General features: G+C 62.9%; 20 protein-coding genes, 1 tRNA gene and 2 rRNA genes (1 of these 23 only partly in view). 11 read left to right on the top strand and 12 right to left on the bottom strand.

Annotated features, from left to right (window positions below; translation table 11 throughout):
• Positions 1 to 33: 33 nt before the first annotated feature.
• The 7 genes from AC07SZ_RS15260 to AC07SZ_RS15230 all read right to left on the bottom strand — a co-directional run bounded on the left by AC07SZ_RS15260 (position 34) and on the right by AC07SZ_RS15230 (position 6,744).
• Positions 34 to 1,119: an ABC transporter ATP-binding protein gene (locus AC07SZ_RS15260; RefSeq protein ID WP_494914884.1), complete on the bottom strand. Its 1,086-nt coding sequence runs from the start codon at positions 1,117 to 1,119 to the stop codon at positions 34 to 36.
• Positions 1,119 to 2,222: an ABC transporter ATP-binding protein gene (locus tag AC07SZ_RS15255; RefSeq protein WP_056568296.1), complete on the bottom strand. Its 1,104-nt coding sequence runs from the start codon at positions 2,220 to 2,222 to the stop codon at positions 1,119 to 1,121. The genes AC07SZ_RS15260 and AC07SZ_RS15255 overlap by 1 nt, the downstream gene beginning before the upstream one ends.
• A complete protein-coding gene (locus AC07SZ_RS15250; RefSeq protein ID WP_056568293.1) occupies positions 2,219 to 2,443 on the bottom strand; it encodes a hypothetical protein in 225 nt (74 codons plus the stop codon). Before AC07SZ_RS15250 ends, AC07SZ_RS15255 begins: the two co-directional genes overlap by 4 nt.
• Entirely contained in the window at positions 2,440 to 3,399 is a 960-nt protein-coding gene (locus AC07SZ_RS15245; protein ID WP_172372097.1) for a carbohydrate ABC transporter permease, read from the bottom strand. The genes AC07SZ_RS15250 and AC07SZ_RS15245 overlap by 4 nt, the downstream gene beginning before the upstream one ends.
• A gap of 1 nt (position 3,400) precedes the next feature.
• Positions 3,401 to 4,306: a carbohydrate ABC transporter permease gene (locus tag AC07SZ_RS15240; RefSeq protein ID WP_056568286.1), complete on the bottom strand. Its 906-nt coding sequence runs from the start codon at positions 4,304 to 4,306 to the stop codon at positions 3,401 to 3,403.
• Positions 4,307 to 4,374: 68 nt separating this feature from the next.
• Positions 4,375 to 5,691 carry an ABC transporter substrate-binding protein gene (locus tag AC07SZ_RS15235; protein ID WP_172348494.1) on the bottom strand — a complete coding sequence of 439 codons (1,317 nt, stop codon included), beginning with the start codon at positions 5,689 to 5,691 and terminating at the stop codon, positions 4,375 to 4,377.
• A gap of 357 nt (positions 5,692 to 6,048) precedes the next feature.
• On the bottom strand, positions 6,049 to 6,744 hold the full coding sequence (locus AC07SZ_RS15230) for a TetR/AcrR family transcriptional regulator (RefSeq protein WP_056568280.1): 696 nt from the start codon (positions 6,742 to 6,744) through the stop codon (positions 6,049 to 6,051).
• Positions 6,745 to 6,795: 51 nt separating this feature from the next.
• Here AC07SZ_RS15230 and AC07SZ_RS15225 point away from each other — a divergent pair, with 51 nt between their 5' ends.
• The 3 genes from AC07SZ_RS15225 to AC07SZ_RS15215 are packed head-to-tail and all read left to right on the top strand — an operon-like array spanning position 6,796 to position 9,298.
• Entirely contained in the window at positions 6,796 to 7,992 is a 1,197-nt protein-coding gene (locus tag AC07SZ_RS15225) for a Tm-1-like ATP-binding domain-containing protein (protein ID WP_172372094.1), read from the top strand.
• Between the two features lie 11 nt (positions 7,993 to 8,003).
• Positions 8,004 to 8,867 (top strand): phosphoenolpyruvate hydrolase family protein, encoded by an 864-nt coding sequence (locus AC07SZ_RS15220; protein ID WP_056568278.1) that lies wholly within the window; start codon positions 8,004 to 8,006, stop codon positions 8,865 to 8,867.
• Positions 8,868 to 8,872: 5 nt separating this feature from the next.
• Positions 8,873 to 9,298 (top strand): cupin domain-containing protein, encoded by a 426-nt coding sequence (locus AC07SZ_RS15215; RefSeq protein ID WP_056568274.1) that lies wholly within the window; start codon positions 8,873 to 8,875, stop codon positions 9,296 to 9,298.
• 157 nt (positions 9,299 to 9,455) lie between these two features.
• Here the strand turns inward: AC07SZ_RS15215 and AC07SZ_RS15210 are convergent, their stop codons facing one another.
• On the bottom strand, positions 9,456 to 10,643 hold the full coding sequence (locus tag AC07SZ_RS15210) for a M24 family metallopeptidase (protein ID WP_056568270.1): 1,188 nt from the start codon (positions 10,641 to 10,643) through the stop codon (positions 9,456 to 9,458).
• A 367-nt stretch (positions 10,644 to 11,010) separates the two neighbouring features.
• Here AC07SZ_RS15210 and AC07SZ_RS15205 point away from each other — a divergent pair, with 367 nt between their 5' ends.
• The 7 genes from AC07SZ_RS15205 to AC07SZ_RS15175 all read left to right on the top strand — a co-directional run bounded on the left by AC07SZ_RS15205 (position 11,011) and on the right by AC07SZ_RS15175 (position 17,134).
• Positions 11,011 to 12,621 (top strand): ABC transporter substrate-binding protein, encoded by a 1,611-nt coding sequence (locus AC07SZ_RS15205; protein WP_494914879.1) that lies wholly within the window; start codon positions 11,011 to 11,013, stop codon positions 12,619 to 12,621.
• A gap of 132 nt (positions 12,622 to 12,753) precedes the next feature.
• Entirely contained in the window at positions 12,754 to 13,740 is a 987-nt protein-coding gene (locus AC07SZ_RS15200) for an ABC transporter permease (protein ID WP_056568264.1), read from the top strand.
• The gene (locus tag AC07SZ_RS15195) at positions 13,737 to 14,567 is read left to right on the top strand and encodes an ABC transporter permease (RefSeq protein WP_056568261.1); all 831 of its coding nucleotides are present in this window, start codon (positions 13,737 to 13,739) and stop codon (positions 14,565 to 14,567) included. Before AC07SZ_RS15200 ends, AC07SZ_RS15195 begins: the two co-directional genes overlap by 4 nt.
• Positions 14,564 to 15,361 (top strand): ABC transporter ATP-binding protein, encoded by a 798-nt coding sequence (locus tag AC07SZ_RS15190; RefSeq protein ID WP_494914877.1) that lies wholly within the window; start codon positions 14,564 to 14,566, stop codon positions 15,359 to 15,361. The genes AC07SZ_RS15195 and AC07SZ_RS15190 overlap by 4 nt, the downstream gene beginning before the upstream one ends.
• Positions 15,358 to 16,134 (top strand): ATP-binding cassette domain-containing protein, encoded by a 777-nt coding sequence (locus AC07SZ_RS15185; RefSeq protein ID WP_065005526.1) that lies wholly within the window; start codon positions 15,358 to 15,360, stop codon positions 16,132 to 16,134. Before AC07SZ_RS15190 ends, AC07SZ_RS15185 begins: the two co-directional genes overlap by 4 nt.
• Positions 16,135 to 16,218: 84 nt before the next feature.
• Complete coding sequence (locus AC07SZ_RS15180; RefSeq protein ID WP_494914876.1) at positions 16,219 to 16,725, top strand: L-2-amino-thiazoline-4-carboxylic acid hydrolase; 507 nt, start codon at positions 16,219 to 16,221, stop codon at positions 16,723 to 16,725.
• A 160-nt stretch (positions 16,726 to 16,885) separates the two neighbouring features.
• The gene (locus tag AC07SZ_RS15175) at positions 16,886 to 17,134 is read left to right on the top strand and encodes a hypothetical protein (RefSeq protein ID WP_494914875.1); all 249 of its coding nucleotides are present in this window, start codon (positions 16,886 to 16,888) and stop codon (positions 17,132 to 17,134) included.
• Between the two features lie 14 nt (positions 17,135 to 17,148).
• Here the strand turns inward: AC07SZ_RS15175 and AC07SZ_RS15170 are convergent, their stop codons facing one another.
• Positions 17,149 to 17,931 (bottom strand): DeoR/GlpR family DNA-binding transcription regulator, encoded by a 783-nt coding sequence (locus AC07SZ_RS15170; RefSeq protein ID WP_494914874.1) that lies wholly within the window; start codon positions 17,929 to 17,931, stop codon positions 17,149 to 17,151.
• Between the two features lie 163 nt (positions 17,932 to 18,094).
• Between AC07SZ_RS15170 and AC07SZ_RS15165 the strand changes: the two genes are divergently transcribed.
• The gene (locus AC07SZ_RS15165) at positions 18,095 to 18,892 is read left to right on the top strand and encodes a hypothetical protein (RefSeq protein ID WP_494914872.1); all 798 of its coding nucleotides are present in this window, start codon (positions 18,095 to 18,097) and stop codon (positions 18,890 to 18,892) included.
• 548 nt (positions 18,893 to 19,440) lie between these two features.
• Here the strand turns inward: AC07SZ_RS15165 and AC07SZ_RS15160 are convergent.
• From AC07SZ_RS15160 to AC07SZ_RS15150, 3 genes are all read right to left on the bottom strand, one after another.
• Positions 19,441 to 19,517, bottom strand: a tRNA-Met gene (locus AC07SZ_RS15160).
• 276 nt (positions 19,518 to 19,793) lie between these two features.
• Positions 19,794 to 19,908: ribosomal RNA gene (rrf, locus tag AC07SZ_RS15155) — 5S ribosomal RNA — on the bottom strand.
• Positions 19,909 to 20,061: 153 nt separating this feature from the next.
• Positions 20,062 to 21,024, bottom strand: a 23S ribosomal RNA gene (locus AC07SZ_RS15150); it runs 1,835 nt beyond the window's last position.

Below are 21,024 nucleotides of genomic sequence, written 5' to 3'. Positions count from 1 at the left end.
TGCAAGGCTGCCCGGCTGATCAGAAACGGCGCTTCACCCGGCGTGGCGCAAGCTAACACCGCTGCCCTTGTCGAACAGCACCACCTTGTCCGGGTTCCAGGCAAAACGCACCGGCTGTTCGATCGCGACATCGGTCCTGGCCGGCACCGTGGCGCGCAGTGTCGTGTCGCCGACGCGCAGCGTCAGGATCTTCTCGACGCCATGATTTTCCACGTCATGGACACGCGCCTCGACCGGAGCGCCGCTTTCCAGATAGACATCTTCGGGACGGATGCCGAAGACGAGCGGGCGACCGTCGGTCGCCGCACTCGTCTTGGCTCCCCCTGAAAGCGGCAGCTCGAAATTCATCGGCGCCATCACCGCGCGGTTGTTGACCAGCCTGCCGTCGATGAGGTTCATCGGCGGCGAGCCGACGAAGCTCGCCACATAGGTGTCGCGGGGATTGTTGTAGATCTCGTGCGGCGTGCCGGTCTGGACGATGCGGCCATGGTTGAGCACGCCAACCTTGTCGCCCATCGACATCGCCTCGATCTGGTCGTGGGTGACGAACAGGAATGTGGCGCCCAGCTGTATCTGCAGGTTCTTCAGTTCCGTGCGCAGCGCCTCGCGCAATTTGGCATCGAGCGCCGACAGCGGCTCGTCCATCAGGAACACGCGCGGCTTGCGCACAATGGCGCGGCCGATCGAGACACGCTGCATCTCGCCGCCGGACAGGCGGTCGGTCTTGCGGTCGAGCAGGTGCTCGATGCGCAGTGTGCGGGCAGCGCGGTCGACGCGGTCCTTGATCTCGGCATCGGGCAGCCGGCGGATCTTCGGCTTCAACGGGAATTCGAGGTTTTCCCGCACCGTGTAGCGTGGATAGAGCGAATATTGTTGCAGCACCAGCGCCACGTCGCGTTCGGCCGCGCCCCAGTCGGCCACGTCGACGCCGTCGATGACGACCTGACCTTCGCTCGGTTTCTCGAGGCCCGCGATCAGCCGCAGCGTCGTCGTCTTGCCGGCGCCCGTCTCGCCGAGCAGAACGAAGAACTCGCCATCGGCGATGTCGAGATCGAGCCCGGTCAGGGCCGTATGATTACCGAAACTCTTTGAGATATTCTTGAGCTGGATATGGGCCATCACAATCTCACTTCCAGCGACTTGCCGCTTGCCTTGTCGAAGAAATGCGCCTGCGTCGGATCGATCCGCGCAAAGACCTTCTCGCCAGGCCCCGAGATGAAGCCGCTCTTGGTACGCGCGCGCAGCATCTTGGAGCCGACCTTCAGGTCGACGATATCGAAGGACCCGAGCGGCTCGACGATCTGCGTCTCGACGGCCATGAAGCCGTCGGCCGCGTCACGGCGAATGAGCACGCCTTCCGGACGGATGCCGAGCGCCAGCTGGCCGCCGGCATGGCCGTTGAGCTTCGACAACAGCACGCGCGGAAACTCGAAGCCGGTGGCCGCGTCGCCGACCGTCACCGATGCGGACGCGGCTTTTTCAGCCACCGCCGCGTCGGCGACATTCATCACCGGGCTGCCGACGAATTGCGCCACGAACAGATTGGCCGGGCGCGAATAGACCTCGTCGGGCGTGCCCACCTGCTGCAGCACGCCTTCATGCATGATGACGATGCGGTCGGCGAGGCTCATCGCCTCGATCTGGTCGTGCGTGACATAGATCGTGGTCGAGCCCTGCTTGATGTGCAGCCGTTTGATCTCGGCCCGCATCTCCTCGCGCAGCTTGGCATCGAGCGCGCCGATCGGCTCGTCCATCAGCATCGCCTTCGGCCGCCGCACCAGCGCCCGGCCGATGGCGACGCGCTGCATGTCGCCGCCCGAGAGCGCCGATGGCTTCTTGCCGAGCAGATCCGATATCTGCAGCGTCTTGGCGACCGAGCGCACCTCGCTGTCGATCTCGGCCTTGCTCTTGCGCGTGGCGCGCAAGGGAAAGGCGATGTTCTCGTAGACGCTCATATGCGGATAGAGCGAGAACGACTGGAACACCATGGCGATGTCACGGTCGGCGGCCTTCAGATGCTGGACCGGCTTGCCGTCGATGAGGATGTCGCCCTCGTCGATCGTCTCCAGCCCGGCGATCGCGCGCAGCGTCGTCGTCTTGCCGCAGCCCGATTGGCCGAGCAGCACGATGAACTCATTGTCGGCAATCTTGAGGTTGAGGTCCTTGATGACCTGGACGGCGCCGAAGAATTTCTGGACGCCGCGAAGCTCGATCTGGGTCAATGCTCTGCTCCCGGATTTCGCACTGCATGGCCGGTGCCGGCCTCCTCCTCAGGCGCGATCTTCGAGGTGATGTTGAAGCCGATCAGCCCGATCAGGATGATGGTCAGGCCGTATGTGTGCAGCAGCATGTTCCAGGGCTGGCACAGTGCCACGATGCCAAGCACCATGAGCACCTGCGAACCAGGCTCCAGATATTTCTGATTGATGGCGCGAAAGCTCATTTGCGGATCGCTCCGAAGGACATGCCGCGCAACAGATGATTGCGGAGCAGGAAGGTGAAGATCGCGACCGGCAGCAGGAACAGGAACGTCCCGGCGGCGATCACCGTCCAGTCGGGCAGGCCGGAGCCGACCTGGCTGGGGATGAAGGGCGGCGCTGTCTGCGCACGGCGATTGGTCATGATCAGCGCGAAGGCGTATTCGTTCCATGCCGTGATGAAGCAGAACACCGCGGTGGCGGCGATGCCGGTGGCGGCCTCCGGCAGCACGATCTTGAAGAAGGCTTCCATGCGCGTATAGCCGTCGACGAGGGCCGCTTCCTCATATTCTTTCGGGATCTCGTCCATGAACCCCTTCATCAGCCACACCGAGAAGGACAGGTTGAAGGCGGTGTAGAGGATGATCAGGCCGACATGGGTATCGTTGAGGCCGACCGCTCGGTACATAAGGAACATCGGGATCGCCACCACCACCGGCGGCAGCATGCGTGTCGACAGGATGAAGAAGAGCAGATCCGCCTCCCCCTTCACCTTGAAGCGCGAGAAGCCGTAGGCGGTGAACGTTCCCATGCCGACCGCCAGCACCGTCGAGGTGATGGCGATGATCAGCGAATTCAGGAAACGGCTCGGATAGCCCGACCACTGCACCTGGCCCTTGCCGTCGCGCACGATCTTCTCGCCGCCATCGAAAACAACCCGCTCCCACCATGGCGCCGCCGCATACTCTTCGGGCGTCGGCGGACTGCGCAATTGCGAGCGCTTGGTGAACAGCTTCACGAAAGGCGAGATTTCCGGCTGGAAGACGACCGTCGGCGGGATGGTCGTGGCCAGGTTGCGCGGCTTGAATGCCGTCGAGGCGATCCAGTAGATTGGAGCGAGGAAGATGATCGTCACCACCAGCACGGCGACGATGGCGACGCGGTTGAAGCCGATCTCGGAAGAGGTGCGCACGGCGGCCATCTCAGCGCTCCTTCACCTTGTTGAGGTATTTGACGTAGATGTTGGTGATGGCCAGCACCATGATCAGCACGATGTAGGCCATCGCGCAGGAGCGCCCGGTCTGCCATTCCTGGAACGCCATCTTGTAGAGCCGGATCGAGATCAGTTCAGCCGTCGGCTGGCTGGTCAGGATGTAGGCGAGGTCGAAAGTCTTGAACGCTTCCATGGTGCGGAAAATGACCGCGATCATCAGGATCGGCGCCACCAGCGGCAGCGTGATGCGGAAGAACGTATAGAACGGCCCGGCGCGGTCGATCGCGGCGGCCTCGTAGAGATGCTTCGGCACCGCCGAGAGCCCTGCCAGCGACAACAGCATGACGAAGGGCGACCACATCCAGATGTCGGTCAGCGCGACGGCGTAGAGCGCCATCTTGGGATCGGCCAGCCACTCGAAATTGCCGAGCCCAAGCGCATAGTTGATGACGCCCCACGACGGGTCGTAGAGAAGCTTCCAGAACAAGCCGACAACAGCCATCGACAGCATCATCGGCAGCAGCAGCAGCGTGGTGATAAGGCCCTTTAGCGGGATGTCGCGGTTGAGCAGCATCGCCACGCCGAAACCGACAAGCAGCTGACCGGCGACCGAGATGATGACGTATTTCGCCGTGATGGCGAAGTTGGACCAGACATAGGGATCGTTGAGCAGGTCGCGATAATTCTGCAGCCCGACGAAATTCGCCGGCGCGTTGGTCGAGGCCCGGAAGTCGGTGAAGGAATAGCCAAGCGAATAGATCAGCGGAAAGATGTTGAAGACGATCAGGAACAGGACCGTCGGAACAATGAAGAGGTTGCGGATCGAAATGTCGCTCAGGCCGCGCGTGGCCGCCCGCGAGGACCTGTCCAGCGTTGTGATCATCGTGGTCGCCAAGACCCCTCTCCCATTTGCAGAAAAAGAAACGGAGGAGGCACCACCGCCCCCTCCGTGAGGCATGATTGTTACTGAACGCGGCCGTACTTCTTGAACGTCGCGTTCCAGTCTGCGGCCAGCGCGTCCAGCGTTTCCTTGGCGGTACCGTCGCCGCCGATCATGTAGGGGTAGATGCGCTGGTTGAGCTGCTGCAGCAGTTCGGCGTATTCCGGCACAGCCCAGAAGTCCTTCACCTTGAACATGGTCTCGTAGAAGGCCTTGTTGTAAGGCGTTGCGCTCTGGAATTCCGGCGATTTGAGCACCGCCGCGCTGCAGGTGTAGCCGCCAAGGGCCGCCCACTTCTTCTGGGTCTCGTCCTTGATGAACCATTCAAGGAACTTCATCGCCTCGTCCTGCTTCTTCGAGTACGAGATGACGGAGATGCCCTGACCTCCGAGTGCGGCGAACTGGTCGCCATTCGGTCCCGGCGGGTTGGCGAAGAAGCCGGTGTTCTTGGCGTTCGGGTTCGAGGCCTCGTTGATCAGCGAGGGGAAGAAAGCGAAGAAGTTCATGCTCATCGCCGCCAGGTTCTCGGTGATCGCCTGGTTGTCCTCGACGAAGAACGATTTGGCCCAGCCGGGAGGCGTGAACTTGTAGAGTTCCTTGTAGGCGTCGAGCGCGGCTACGGCCTTGTCGGAATTGATGTGGCCATCGACCTTGTAGGTCGCATAGTCACCCAGCTCGCCGCCGTAGGAGAACAGCGCGTTCTCGAAGCCCATTGCCATCGCGTCATAGGAATTGTCGGTATAGATCGCGATGCCGTAGCGCTTCTGGTCGGGCCGATAGAAGAACTCGGCTATGTCGCGCAGCGCCTTGAAATCCTTCGGCACATCGAGGTCGTAGCCATACTTGGCCTTGAACGCTTCCTTCTCCTTGGGATCCTCGAACCAGTCCTTGCGGTAGGACCAGCCGACGGCGTCGCCTTCGAGCGGAATGGCCCAGTACTTGCCGCTGTTGCCGGGATATTCGGCGTAATATTTCACCGTCGCCGGCGCCATGACATTGCCGAGATCGTGCTTCTTGAAGAAGTCCGTCAGGTCGACATAGTGGCCACCGGTCGAGCCGGCGCCCAGCCATTGCGAGTCGCCGACGACCAGGTCATAGGCGTCGCCATGGGCGTTGAACTCGGTGAAGGCCTTCGTCTGGAAGTCGGCCCACGGCGTGGTCTCCACCGTGATCTTGACGCCGGTTTCCTTCTCGTACTCGTTGCCGAGTTCCTGCAGGTAATTGGCCGGATCCCATTCCGCCCAGAAGATGGTGAGCGACTTTTCCTGCGCGTAGACGGACGTTCCGCAGGCAAGCGTTAAGCCGATACCAGCAAGCATGCTGGTCACTAACTTGCGCATAATGATTTCCTCCCTTGTGCGCATTCTACCTTGTCGTACGAGCCGGCGACGAAGCCGGCCCTGGTAGTTCCTCCCGTGATCGCACCTTTCCGGTTCCGGGCCTCCTCGCCCTGCCGGAAAATGGATCGCAGCCCTCACTTGATCCACTTTTCTTTTCTAATCTGGTATTACCAATTTTGCATCGTCGTCAAGCCCTTTCTTGGAAGACGGGGCTGGCCATTCCGACGGAATCTAGGCTTTATCTGCCTGTTTTCCAATGATTTTCCTACTCAATGATACGCAAGGGTGTTGCACAGCTCCCTGCGTCAGGGATAATATTGATAGTCGACATGCAAATCTGGTCGAACCAGATAGGTCCTACTTCATGGCCACCCCTGAGCCGTCGTCGCCTCCATCACCAATCGATTCCGCCACCGCCGCGCGCACCAGGGCGCCTGCCGCCCATTGCGCGACGGACCGCGTCTTGCGGCTGTCCAGACCCCAGATATCCTTGAGCACGATCAGCACCTCGACGCCGAAGATCAGCGACAGCGCCTGCGCCAGACGCTTGAAGTCGCGCGGCGGCAAATGGCCCTTGAGCGGCGCGATCGCCTGCTGCAGCAAATCGACGCGATGACCGCGCGTGAAGGCCGGCTCGCCGCCCAGAGTACCGGCCTGGCGTCGCGCCCATTGATCGAGCGACAGTTTCAGCGCCGCCTTGAACGTCGCCTCAAAAGCCTCGATGCGCGGCATCGCCGTGTCGAACAGGTCCGCGACCCTGCGCTCGGCGTCGGCAGAGGTCGATTGCCAGGTCAGGATTGGTCCCAGCCCCTCGTCGACGACGGCCTGCACCAATGCCGCCTGGCTGGGGAAATAGCGGTAGGCCGTGGCGCGGGAAACCTGCGCCGCTTCCGCCACCTCGCTCACCGACGGCGTGACGCCCGCCTGCATCAGCCGTATCGCCGTCTCAAGCATCAGGCGTTTCGTGCGCGCCCGGGGTCCACGCTCGGCGGCCTGGCCGCTTCCCCGCTCCGTGTCGTCGCGTGCAGTGGCTCGTTGACGTGAGATATCCATATCAATATGATACGCGCGTCTCAAAAATTTGCAATGACCTGGGAACCGCCCATGAAGCGCATCTACGTCGTGGGCACCGCCGACACCAAGGGCGAGGAACTTGCCTTCCTGGCGGACGCTATCGCCGCCACGGGCGCTGCCGTTTCTCGCGTTGATGTCGGAACACGTGCTTCAAGCGTTCCCGTCGACATCAGCGCGAAGCAGGTGGCCGGTCATCATCCTGACGGCAGCGCGGCCGTGCTCGGCGGCGATGACCGTGGCGCCGCGGTTGCCGCCATGGGCACCGCCTTCACCCGCTTCGTCCGATCGCGAAGCGACATCGCCGCCGTAATCGGCATAGGCGGCGGCGGCGGCACCTCAATCATCACGTCGGGCATGCGTGCGCTGCCGCTCGGTCTGCCGAAACTCATGGTCTCGACGCTCGCCTCCGGTGACACGGCGCCTTATGTCGACGTCTCCGACATCATCATGATGCCATCGGTGACCGACATGGCGGGGCTGAATAGGCTTTCCCGCGTCGTGCTGCACAACGCCGCCCAGGCGATATCGGGCATGGCGACAAGCCCGGCGCCGGCGCCCGACGGCAAGCCGTCGATCGGGCTCACCATGTTCGGCGTCACCACGCCTTGCGTGACGGCGATCGCGGACCAGCTGCGCTCCGGATATGATTGCATGGTCTTCCACGCCACCGGCACCGGAGGCCGCAGCATGGAAAAGCTGGCCGACAGCGGCCTGCTGTCCGGTGTCATCGACATCACGACGACCGAGGTTTGCGACCTCCTGTTCGGCGGCGTGTTGCCGGCAACGGAGGATCGCTTCGGCGCGATCGCCCGCAGCAAGCTACCCTATGTCGGTTCGGTCGGCGCGCTCGACATGGTCAACTTCTGGGCGCCGTCGACCATACCGGAACGCGATCGCGGCCGGCTTTTCTACGAGCACAATCCCAACGTCACGCTTATGCGCACAAGCGCGGACGAATGCCGCGCGATCGGTGAGTGGATCGGCACCAGGCTCTCCCTCTGCGAGGGGCCGGTGCATTTTCTCATTCCTGAAAAAGGCGTCTCGGCACTCGACATCGAGGGCGGTGCCTTCTTCGATCAACAGGCCGACGCTGTGTTGTTCGAAGCCATCGAGCGCTCGATCAAGCCAAGCGCCAACCGCCGCGTCACGCGCTTGCCATTGCACATCAACGACCCCGAATTCGCCAGGGCCGCGGTCGCGGCTTTTCTCGAAATAGCCAGACACTGAGGTTCCAAGAAATGCCCGCAATACCGCGCAAGGACATACTGAAGAAATTCCGTGGAATGATCGACAAGGGCGTGCCGATCGTCGGCGGCGGCGCCGGCACCGGCCTGTCGGCCAAGGCCGAGGAAGCTGGCGGCATCGACCTGATCATCATCTACAATTCCGGCCGCTATCGCATGGCCGGTCGCGGCTCCGCCGCCGGCCTGCTTGCCTATGGCAATGCCAACGAGATCGTCAAGGAAATGGCCTATGAGGTGCTGCCGGTGGTCAAGAAGACACCGGTGCTGGCCGGCGTCAACGGCACCGATCCCTTCGTCATCATGCCGCTGCTTCTGGCCGAGCTGAAGACGATGGGCTTTTCCGGTGTGCAGAACTTTCCGACCATCGGCCTGTTCGACGGCACCATGCGGCAGAGTTTCGAGGAAACCGGCATGGGCTTCGGGCTCGAGGTCGACATGATCGCCGAGGCGCACAAGCTCGACCTCTTGACCACGCCCTATGTCTTTAACCCCGACGAGGCCCGCGCCATGACCAAGGCCGGCGCCGACATCGTCGTTGCCCATATGGGCGTGACGACGGGCGGCTCGATCGGCGCCACCTCGGCCAAGTCGCTCGACGACTGCGTGGTCGCGATCGACGCCATCGCCGAGGCGGCACGCTCGGTGCGCAAGGATGTCATCCTGCTTTGCCATGGCGGCCCGATCTCGATGCCGGATGACGCCCGCTACATTCTGTCTCGCGCCAAGGGCCTGCATGGCTTCTACGGCGCGAGTTCGATGGAGCGGCTGCCGGCGGAAGCCGCGATCGCCAGACAGACGGCCGATTTCAAGGCTGTCACACTGGGCGACACAGCGACCACGAAGAAAAAGAAGGGATGAGAGAGATGACGGACAAGAGCAAGGTGTTTGTCTATCCGAAGGACGTCAGCGCCTTCGGCTTCGACTGGGGCAGGCTGGCGCTGACGGTGGCACCGGAAGTGAATGGCGCTACCCGCTTTTCCGGCGGCGTCGTCGACCTGCCTTCCGGCAAGGGCCACACCCGCCACAACCATCCGGGCGCGGAAGAAATCATCTTCGTCATCTCGGGCCATGGCGAGCAGATGGTCGAGGACGAGAACGGCAATCCGGTGGTGGCGAAGGTCGGCCCCGGCTGCACCATCTATGTGCCGGAAAGCCGGTTTCATTCGACTCTGAACACTGGCGATGAACCGATGCAGCTCTTCGTTGTCTATTCACCGGCTGGGCCGGAACTGGTGCTGCGTGAGTTGCCGGATTTCAGGCTGATCCCAGCGGGGCAACTGACCGACTAGATTTATGCGAGGGCAGCGCTGCCCCTCATTGTCCTGCCGGACATTTCTCCCCGTATAGTGACTGTGAGAAAAGCGCTGCTATCGACGCTGCACCCTTCTCCCGTTCTACGGGGAGAGATGCCGGCAGGCAGATGAGGGGCGGCGGCGGCGTTCGACGTTAAAGACCACCCCGGTTCCATCCCCTGCCGCGATCACCGAACATCACATAGCCAGCGTCCGTCACCGCAAGCGTATCCTCCAGCTTGATGAAGCCGCGTGTCGGGTGAAGCATGGTCGTCTCGACCGACAGCACCATGTTCTTTTCCAGGGGCTTGGCCGCATAGGTGCCTTCATAGGTCACCGGATGGTTGGTCATCAGGAATGGCGCCTCATGCGTGATCAGGCCCATGCCGTGGGCGAAGAAATCCGTATAGGCCGCGACCTTGGATTTCTTCAGCACGCCTTCGGCATGCGAAATCATGTCACCGCCCAGCGTGCCCGCTCTGACCTTCGAGAACGCCGCCTGCTGCACCGCCTCGACCTCGGCCAGCAGATCCTCCAGTTCGGCGTCCGGTTCACCCAGAATGCCCATCCGGCAGAGGTCGCCGATATAGCCGTGGTAATTGCCGCCGGAATCGATCGACAGCACCTCGCCCTTCTTCCAAGCCTGCGGTGAGGCGGCGCGGTTGTGGCTTGAACCCAGCGTCAGCAGGCAATATTCGAAATGCGCGCCGCGATTGGTTTCCTCGCGCCGCAAATGTTCGATCATCTCGACCTTGGTCGTGCCTTCGCGCGCCCAGCCGATGGTCGCCAGCATGGAATCGGTGATCAGTTCGGAGGCGGTGCGCAACTTCTCCAGTTCGGCGTCGGTCTTGATGGCGCGCATGCGTTCCAGCATGTCGGTCGCGTCGATCAGCTTCGCTTCCGGCAGCGCCTTGCGGATCAGCGTGTAGGCATCCGACGGCAGGAAGCCGGGCTCGATGCCGATGCGGGCACCGGCCTTGCCGATCTTTTGCAGATGTTCGACGGCAAGATTGGCGGCGTCCAGCGTGCCCCAGCAGGCGGCGTGCAGCGTCGGTGTCCAGAACGGATGGTTCTGGTGCTCGCCGCCTTCCATGCGGTTGCCGATATAGGCCGCGTGATCCGGGCCGCCCTTTTCGTAGACGACGATGGGCAGGTAACGGCTGTGGCCGATCGCATCCATGGCGGCGAAGAAGATGAACTTGTAGCCGCCGAGCAGGTACTGGGTGTTGTGCTTGGAAGTTGCGAGCAGCACATCGATGCCGGCCTCCTCCATCAGCCGGTCGACCCTCGCCTGGTCAAATGGGATATTGCTGACGGCATTCTTGCCCGGCGCAATATTCATATCTCTCTCCCTGAATTTGCCTGGGATCGATGCTGTTTCGCCCATATCCCTTGGCTGCGGATCAAATCTGCACCATTTTGCCCACTCTGGTCTAGCCAGAAATACGTGACCGGCGCTGCCGGACGGTCACCAACTCGTCATCTGTCGCATATGCGCCAAATCTGGTCCTACCAGATTGGTGAACCTGGATCCGTTCTGTCAAACTGGTCCAGCGGACGAAAATTTCAAAGCCAAGCGAGGATGCGCCAATTCCGTCTCTGGCGAAACCCTCGGCAAGGCTCATAATCGCCGCCGCAAGGATGCCGACGCCGGCATTCGAGGGGTGTTGTCGCGCCCGAAGGGGTCGCGGAGAGGACGGAGTTCGATCATGCCAGGTTCCACGATTTCCAGACGCACGATGCTTGCCGGCTCGGCGATGCTTCTGGCCTCCACGGCCATGCCGACATTGGGCTGGACGCAGACGCCGAAGAAGGGTGGACGGCTGGTATTGGCCGCGGACTCCGAACCGCGCAACCTCAACCCGGCGATCGTCGCCTCCAACGGCGTCTTCTTCATCTCCAGCAAGATCGTCGAAACGCTGGCCGAAGCCTCCTTCGATGGCAAGGACGGGCTCGCGCCACGCCTGGCGCTGAGCTGGGAAGGTTCCGCCGATGGGCTCTCGGCGACGTTCAAACTGCGCGAAGGCGTCAAATGGCATGACGGCAAGCCGTTCACCTCCGCCGACGTCGCCTTCTCGGCGCTGCAGATCTGGAAGCCGCTGCAGAATCTCGGCCGCACCGTGTTCAAGGACCTTGCCAGCGTGGAGACGCCTGACGATCTCACCGCCGTCTTCAAATTCGCCAGGCCGACCCCGTTCCAGCTGATCCGCAACGCATTGCCGGCGCTGAGCAGTGTCGTGCCGAAACACGTCTACGAAGTCGGCAAGATCGAGGACAACCCGGCCAACACCGCCCCCATCGGCACCGGCCCGTTCAGGTTCGGCGAGTACAAGGCCGGCCAGTATTATCGGCTGATCAAGAACCCCGATTACTGGGGGAAGGACGAGCCCTATCTCGACGAGATCATCTACCAGGTTCTGCCCGACCGCACCTCGGCGGCGAGCGCGCTCGAAGCCGAGGAGATCCAGCTCGCCGCCTTCTCCGCCGTGCCGCTGGCCGACCTCGACCGCATCTCCAAGGTGCCCGGCCTGAAGGTGATCTCCAAGGGCTATGAGGGACTGACCTATCAGCTCGTCGTCGAGATCAACCATCGCCGCAAGGAACTGGCCGATCTGAAAGTGCGCCAGGCCATCGCGCACGCCATCGACAAGGACTTCGTCGTCAGGACGGTGTTCCTCGGCTATGCCGCGACTGCCACCGGTCCGGTGCCGAAGAACGATCCGCAATTCTACACCGCCGACGTGCCGACCTATGCCTTCGACGTCGCCAAGGCCAACGCGTTGCTCGACGAAGCCGGCTACAAGAAAGGCCCGGACGGCAAGCGCTTCACGCTGAAACTTTTGCCGGCGCCCTATTTCAACGAGACCAAGCAGTTCGGCGACTATCTGCGCCAGGCACTGGCAGCCATCGGCATCGACGCGCAGTTGGTCAACAACGATTCCGCCGCGCACATCAAGGCCGTCTACACCGACCATGCCTTCGATCTCGCCGTCGGCCCGCCCGTATTCCGCGGCGACCCGGCGATCTCGACCACCATCCTGGTGCAGAGCGGCATTCCCGATGGCGTGCCGTTCTCCAACCAGGGCGGCTACAAGAACGATGCGCTCGACGCGCTGATCACCAAGGCCTCGGAAACGCTCGACACCACGGCCCGCACCGACCTCTACAAGGAGTTCCAGAAGGAGGTGACAGCCGACCTGCCGCTGATCAACGTCGCCGAATGGAGCTTCATCAGCGTCGCGCGCGACACGGTGGGCAACATCGCCAACAATCCGCGCTGGGCTGTCTCGAACTGGGCGGACACATATCTGGCTGGCTAGCGTTCCCTGCAGGCTTGCGCGTCGCAAATCCGGGTGCTCAAGGTTCGAGAATGAGAGTTCCTTCGTGCCCCCCTCTGTCCCGCCGGACAGCGCCAACCTCACCCTCCCCCTTGTGGAGAGGGTAAGGCGACCATGACCCGCGCCCTCACCCTCATCCGCCGCCGCCTCCTCGGCAGTGTCTTCGTGCTGCTGATCGTCGTCATCGGCACTTTCCTCTTGCTCGAGGCCGCACCCGGCGATGCGGTCGACGCATACATCGTCTCGACCGGCGGCGACGCCGGCATGATCGAATTGCTGCGTCATCGCTGGGGTCTCGACCAGTCGGAACTGACGCGGCTCGCCAACTACCTCTGGGCGCTGCTGCATTTGGATCTCGGCCAGTCGGTAACCTTCTCCAGGCCGATCCGCGACGTCATCCTCGAGCGTCTGCCCAACACGCTTCTCTTGATGGTCAGCGCCACCGCGCTGTCCTTCGGCCTCGGCTCGACACTGGGGATCTATGCCGGTGCCCGCCCCGGCAGTTTCCGCGACCGCTTCCTCTCGATCGGCTCGCTGGCGCTCTATGCCGTGCCGGGTTTCTGGCTCGGCCTGGTGCTGATCGTGATCTTTGCCGTCGACCTGCGCTGGCTGCCGATCGGCGGCATTGAGAGCCTCGCCTCCGACAAGACCGGTCTCGACCGTGCGGCCGACATCGCCGTCCATCTTGTCCTGCCGGTTTGCGCCCTTGGCTTCATCTATCTGGCGCTCTACCTGCGCATGATGCGCGCCGGCATGGCCGAGGCCTGGCGCCAGGATTTCGTGCTGGCCGCCCGCGCCAGGGGGCTGTCGCGCCGCCGCATCGTGCTCGCCCACGTCGCCCGCAATGCGCTCTTGCCGCTGGTCACCATGCTTGGCCTGCAATCGGCGCAGATGCTCGGCGGCAGCGTTGTTATCGAGAGCGTCTTTTCCGTGCCCGGCCTCGGCCGGCTGGCGCAGGAAGCGGTGGCTTCGCGCGATACGCCCCTGCTGCTCGGCATCATCCTCACCAGCGCCGTCCTGGTCATCATCATCAACCTTCTCGTCGACATCGCCTATGCCTTCCTCGACCCGCGCGTCGGTGCTGGCGAGGCCAGCGCATGAACCCGCTGCGCCGCTTCCTGCGCACGCCCGAGGCCGTCGCCGGTGCCATCCTTCTGGCCGCGCTGATTGCGATGGCGCTCTTCTCGCCGCTGCTGTTTCCCGGCGACCCGCAAGCCATCGCCGGCCCGGCGCTGCTGCCACCCTTCCAGGACTGGTCGCTGCCGCTCGGCACTGACCGGCTCGGCCGCGACGTGCTGGCGGAGCTTTTCCATGGCGCCCGCACCTCCCTGGCCGTCGGCCTTGCAGCAGCGGCGGCGGCACTCGCCATCGGCGCGGTGATAGGCACTCTGGCAGGCTTTGCCGGTGGCCTCGCCGACGAGGTTCTGATGCGCATCACCGACGCCTTCCAGACCGTGCCGAGCTTCCTGCTCGCGCTGGCCTTCGTCAGCGTCGTCGGACCATCGCTCGGCATTGTCGTCGCGGCGATAGCGCTCGGCACCTGGACCGGACCGGCTCGCATTGCCCGCGCCGAAGTCCTCTCCATTCGCGAGCGCGATTATGTCGCCAGCGCCCGCGCCATCGGCATGCATCCGCTGGCGATCGCCTTTCGCGAGGTGCTGCCCAACGCCTTGCCGCCGGTTTTGGCAATGTCCTCGGTGATCGTCGCCGCCGCGATCCTCACCGAGGCGGCCTTGTCCTTCCTCGGCCTCGGCGATCCCAACCTCGTCACCTGGGGCGGGATGATCGCGGAAGGCCGCGCCGTGCTGCGCACCGCGCCCTTCCTGTCGATCGTCCCAGGAATAGCGCTGGTGTTGACGGTACTCGGCGTCTATCTGGCCGGCGAAGGCATCGTCGAAACGACGGCGGTCAGAAGAGGCCTGTCGTGACCGTGCTGGCGTCGATCCGCGACCTGACGGTGACCTACCGCCGCGACGGCAGCGAGGTGGCGGCGCTGAAAGACGTCAGCTTCGATATTATGGCCGGCGAGCGCCTTGCCATCATCGGCGAAAGCGGCTCCGGCAAGAGCACGCTGGCGCTGGCGATCGCGGGGTTGCTGCCGGCTTCATCATTGGTTGGTGGGAGACTTGAATGGCCCGGCCATGGCCAACCTCCCCTCGGCGGTCGCGACATCGGTTTCGTCTTTCAGGACCCTTCCGCCAGTCTCGATCCTGTCATGACCGTCGGCAAACAGATCGCCGAAGTCGCCCGCACTCATCTCGGCCTTGCCTGGCCTCAGGCATACGCGAAGGCAAGAACCTTGCTCCAACGCGTCCACTTGCCCGACCCGGACTCGGCCCTGCGTGCCTTTCCGCATCAGCTCTCCGGCGGCCAGAAGCAGCGCGTGGCGATCGCCGCCGCGATCGCTGCCGGACCGAAACTGCTGGTCGCCGACGAAGCGACCAGCGCGCTCGACACCATCGTGCAGGCCGAGATCGTCGCTTTGATCCGCCGGCTGGTGGCCGAGGACGGCATGACGCTGCTGTTCATCAGCCACGACATCGCCCTGGCGGCAGAGCTCGCCGAGCGCATCGCCGTCTTCCGCCACGGCCAGCTGGTCGAGCTTGGCGCGACGGCACGGATTGTCGGCGCTCCAACTCAAACTTACACCCGCGCCTTGCTCGACGCCCATATCGGGCTCGACGCTGAACCGCTACTGAATCGAAGCGAGCTCCACGGATGAGCTTGCTCTCGGTGTCCAACCTCACCAAACGCTACCGTCGCGGCGGCAAGACCGTCATCGCGGCCGACGATATCTCTTTTCATATTGAACCCGGCGAAACACTGGCATTGGCCGGCCCCTCCGGCAGCGGCAAGTCGACGATCGCGCGGCTGGTGCTGCGCCTGATCGAACCGGATGCCGGCCGCATCGAATTCGAGGGCGATGACTTCCTGGCCTTGCGCGGAGCGACACTGAGAGCACGCCGCGCTCGCCTGCAAATGGTGTTCCAGGATCCACTCGCCGCCTTTAACCCGCGCGCCACGGTGGCGCGTGTTCTCGATGACCCCTTGCGCATCCATGGAGTCGCCTCCCGCACCGAGCGCCCGCGGCGCATCGCCGCCTTGCTCGAGCGCGTCGGGCTGACGGCCGATCTGGCGCCCCGCGCCATCCATGAAATTTCCGGCGGCCAGCGGCAGCGTGTGGCCATCGCTCGCGCCATCGCCACGAAACCGTCGTTGATCGTGCTTGACGAAGCGGTCTCGGCGCTCGACGTCTCGGTGCGCGGACAGATCCTCGATCTGTTGCTTGACCTGCAAAGGCAGGAACGGATCGCCTATCTCTTCATTTCCCATGACCTCGGCGTCGTCCGCGCCGCCGCCCACCGCGTCATCCTTCTCGATGCCGGACGGATTGCCGAGAGCGGCGACGCCCGTGCCGTCATCGATGCACCGCAATCGGCCATCGGCAAGGCGCTGGTGGCGGCGGCGCCGAGATTGAACAGGACCAGACCATGATTCGAAAGTGGGACCCGGTTTTCTCGGACAGACGGGAACCGTTTTGTCCAGAGATCATGGTCAAACAACAAACCAGGACACATCATGACTGATCCGCAAGCCAGAGCCGAGAAACTGTCGCGCGAACTCGATACCGCCTTCCGCAACCGCGCCGATCTCTATCGCCTTTTCCTCGACGAACTGACCGGAGAGCTGGGCCCGGAAAGGGCGGAGGCGATCATGATCCGCGCCATCGAACAGCGCGGCAAGGAGGTGGCGGCCGCGGCCTTTGCCAGCTTCGGCGCTAATGACGCGCGCGCCATCGGCGAGGCCTTCCTGGCCGTCAGCCCTGATGGCGGCCAGATGTATCCGACCGATGTCGAGCGCGGCGATGACCGCATCGCCTTCAAGGTTAAGCGCTGCCCGCTGAAGGATGCCTGGGTCGAGGCCGGCGTTGGCGATGAAAAGCTCGCCACGCTCTGCCGCATCGCCGGCGCCTTCGACCGTGGCCTGTTCGAGGCGACCGGCGTGCGCTTCGACAACGTCACCTGGACGCCCGGCCACGGCTCCGGCTGCTGCCACATCGCATTGACCAACCGCGATGCCGGCTAGGCGATCCAGAGTCCAAGGGGCGGCGGGATTCAGGTCAGGCCGAGCGTTTGCAGGCGGAGGCCTCGGCCGGGCGGCACACGCAGAACTCGGCCGCGCGCCGGCGCTGGCGCCCAGGTATCAATGTCAGGTCGAACCCGCCCAGCTCGGCGACGACGCCGGTGTGGTCGGCGCTGGCGGCGGGGCCGCAAGCGGTTCCGGTTTCGCCCTTTGCCCTGTCCAGTCACGCCAGGCTCGACCGGCGCCCGCCGGCCATCCCGGTGCGGCCTATATCCCCGAACTGATCGAACTCGCCAAGCGCGCCAAGCCGCTGCGGCGCGGGCCGCTCTTCGACGTCGCCACGACCAGGCCGATCGACTTCGACGCCATCACGGCCTGGCTGCGACCCAAATTGCTGGCGACGCATAGATAGTCGGACGGCCCCGTTCAGCCGCCGCCCAGGACGTGGAGTTCCGTCCCAGCCGCTTCGATGACGGCGCGTAGCGCCGGCTGCGGCTCGCGATCGGTGACGATGTCGGAAAGCTCGCCGATTGCGCATACGCGTTCGAGGCTGTTGCGACCGAACTTGTCGTGGGTCACCACAAGCGCTGTCGACAGCGCTCGTGCAATCATTGCCCGTTTCACCGCGGCCGCCCCCGAGATCATGTCGCTGGGCCCGTCCACGGACAGGCTCGAGGCGCCGATGATCGCAACATCGGCATTGTAGCGCCTGACGAATTCCACCGTGTCCTCGCCGAGCACGCTGGCTTCGCGACTGTCATAGGTGCCGGGGCACAGGATAACCCGGAAGGTTGGATTGGCGCCGGCCACCGAGGCCACGCCGATGGAGTTGGTGATGATGGTCAAGTCGCGCCTCAGCTGCGAGAGATTGCGCGCCGCCTCGTAAGTCGTCGAGCCGCCGTCGATCATCACGACCTGGCCTTTCTCAACCAGTCCGGCCACGCCACGCCCGATACGGGCGCGCTCCTCGATCATGGTCTGGCTGCGCTCGGCGATTACCGGCTCGGACGTCACCAGCGAGATCGTCGCGCCGCCATAGGTTCGATTGAGCAGCCCCGCGCCGCCGAGCTCGATGAGATCGCGCCGAATCGTCTCGCCGGCGACACCAAGGCGAGTCGCGAGCCTGGAGATACGGATAGAGGCCGAGCGCCGCACTTCCGAGAGAATGAGCTCGTGCCGCTCCTTCTTCGATAGCCGGCTTTGTTCCATGATCGATCCTCCGCGAAGTCGACACTATTAACCATGCCGAAGCAGATGGGAAAGAGTCTCGCGAGACCCGGCTGATTGCCTCGATTCGAACGGGTCAAGCCGGATGCCGGCTGACAAGCGCAAGCGTTGCTGATCAGATGACGTTCTGACGAATCGCCGCAAAATGCCGGAGATCGCAATGCATGTCGTGACATTGCTGAAGGCCGATATGTTCGACGTCGAGATCGACGGCAAGCCCGCTTCGATCTCGCAGGCCTTGCCGGACTGGAACCCGCATGACCGGTTCGGCCTGGTGATCGACGATGCGCTTGGCGGCATCGGTGCCACCCATCTGCTGCAGATCGCCATCACCTCCTTCTACGACATCAAGCCAAGCCGGCGCACCGAACTCACGGTCTATCCGGAGATCTATGCCTTCCACATCGGCAAGGGCTATGGCGCGCATGCACCGTATGATTTCTGGCCGGCCAGGCGTGAGGTGATCACCTCGCGTGATCATCGCGAGGTGCTCGACGCCATCAATGATCGCGGCATCACAAGGCTGGCCGTTCCCGACCGCCCGCCGCGCGAGGTAGTCCATCGGCCGAAGGAAGTCGATGCCGCGCTGGACCGCATCGCCTCGGCATTCGTCTACAGTCCGTCGGGCCGGGTCCCGGATCCCGACCTCGTCATTTCTGGCAACGACAAGCGAACCGAATACAACCCCAACAGTGCCTTGCGACCGCGTTACACCGGGAGCCGGCCGGCTTCTTTTTCAACGGCGGCCAAGCCGGTCAAGGAACTCGACTCGTCTTACCAGGACTGGCTTCGCAAGCGCGAGCACGATTTGACCGCCGAGGAACGCACCTTTGTCGAACGCCGCCGCCAAGAGTTGAGACGGGACGGCCTCGTCACCGAAACCTATCGGCGCGTCGATGTCCGTGAAGCCTTGATGCGACTGGCATCGGCCGGGCTCCGTTAGGCCCGGCTTTCCGCCCTTGCCTGAGGCGAGAAGCGTGACGCTGTCGCCGTCTTGGAGCTTGGATTGCGATTGTTTGGGTGGGCCGATCTTCTGGTTCTCCGCGCGGTGAAGGCGGAGGGAAAGACCCCTGAGCGGCTAGATTCGTCTGGGCTTGGTTTGGGATGGTCGCTCTGATTCGGCTTTCGCCGTTGGGTCGGGCGTTGGGTCCGGCTTCGGAAGGGTCTGCGCTTTGCGGCGGCGTCAGCGGAGGCTGAGCACCCGGATCCGGGGAGCGGATTGATGGCGGCGGCCGCCTTCCAGGACGGGAGCGGCCCGCGGGCTGTGAGCCAGGCGGGCTGATTTGGGTGTTGTGGTTCATCCGGATAGCAAAACGGCCCGCCGGCGGGATGCCGGGCGGGCCGTTTATTGTCTGGTTTTGGTGACGGGATTTGGGTTTCTGTCCCGCGGCGTCGGCTTTGCCGCCTTGCGGGGCTCTGATGACGGGTTAAAACCGGTCGGCCACCACGGCCAAATACAAAAGAGCCCGCACAAGGCGGGCTCTTTTGATTTGGTTGCGGGGACAGGATTTGAACCTGTGACCTTCAGGTTATGAGCCTGACGAGCTACCGGGCTGCTCCACCCCGCGTCAACCCTAGGCAAGCGTTTGCTTGCCGAACTGAGCAAGCGTTTGCTTGCCGAACTGAGCAAGCGTTTGCTTGCTGATCCGAGCAAGCGTTTGCTTGCTTTGGCGGTAAGCGCACACCTACGAATAGGATGGCCTACAGATAGGTAGATGGCTCACCAAATGAAAGGGCCGCTTTCGCGGCCCGAGATCCCGTTGGCGGGCCTGTTCATAAAGAGAAGATTTCTCTGCGTCCGGATCATTTTGATCCTGGATGAGAGACGAACGTGCGTTTAGCAGACCTGGCAGCGACCTACTCTCCCGCGTCTTGAGACGAAGTACCATCAGCGCTGGAGCGTTTCACGGCCGAGTTCGGAATGGGATCGGGTGCAGCCGCTCCGCCATAACCACCAGGTCGGCAAAACGCACGTTGTTCGAGAAGCTTTTTGAGCGAAGAAGCATAGAGAGACGTCGGCAGCGGAGCTGTCGGTCGCCTCTCGGGGCTTTTTCGCTGGTCTTGTTGTGCCTTCATCGTCCCGATTGGGAGTGATGAGCATAAGGAATGAGAACGATCAAGCCGATCGAACTATTAGTACCGGTAAGCTTCAAGCGTTGCCGCTCTTCCACACCCGGCCTATCAACGTGGTCGTCTTCCACGGTTCTCAGGGAATACTCGTTTTAAGGTGGGTTTCCCGCTTAGATGCCTTCAGCGGTTATCCCGTCCGGATATAGCTACCCTGCTATGCGGCTGGCGCCACAACAGGTCCACCAGAGATCCGTCCATCCCGGTCCTCTCGTACTAGGGACAGATCCTTTCAATATTCCTACACCCACGGCAGATAGGGACCGAACTGTCTCACGACGTTCTGAACCCAACTCACGTACCGCTTTAAATGGCGAACAGCCATACCCTTGGGACCTGCTCCAGCCCCAGGATGCGATGAGTCGACATCGAGGTGCCAAACAACCCCGTCGATATGGACTCTTGGGGGTCATCAGCCTGTTATCCCCGGCGTACCTTTTATCCGTTGAGCGATGGCCCTTCCACGCGGGACCACCGGATCACTATGACCGACTTTCGTCTCTGCTCGACTTGTCAGTCTCGCAGTCAGGCAGGCTTATGCCATTGCACTCAGCGAACGATTTCCGACCGTTCTGAGCCCACCATCGCGCGCCTCCGTTACTCTTTAGGAGGCGACCGCCCCAGTCAAACTACCCACCATACATTGTCCCGGACCCGGATAACGGGCCGCGGTTAGACATCCATAGTAATAAGGGTGGTATTTCAAGGGTGGCTCCACCTGAGCTGGCGCCCAGGTTTCAAAGCCTACCACCTATCCTACACATGCCACTACGAATGCCAATGTAAAGCTATAGTAAAGGTGCACGGGGTCTTTCCGTCTAACCGCAGGAACCCCGCATCTTCACGGGGAATTCAATTTCACTGAGTCTATGCTGGAGACAGCGGGGAAGTCGTTACGCCATTCGTGCAGGTCGGAACTTACCCGACAAGGAATTTCGCTACCTTAGG

Source organism: Mesorhizobium sp. GW821-FHT07A06, from assembly GCF_059419085.1.
The sequence above is the reverse complement of the archived record's forward strand: the minus strand, read 5'-3'. Positions and strand labels throughout refer to the sequence as shown.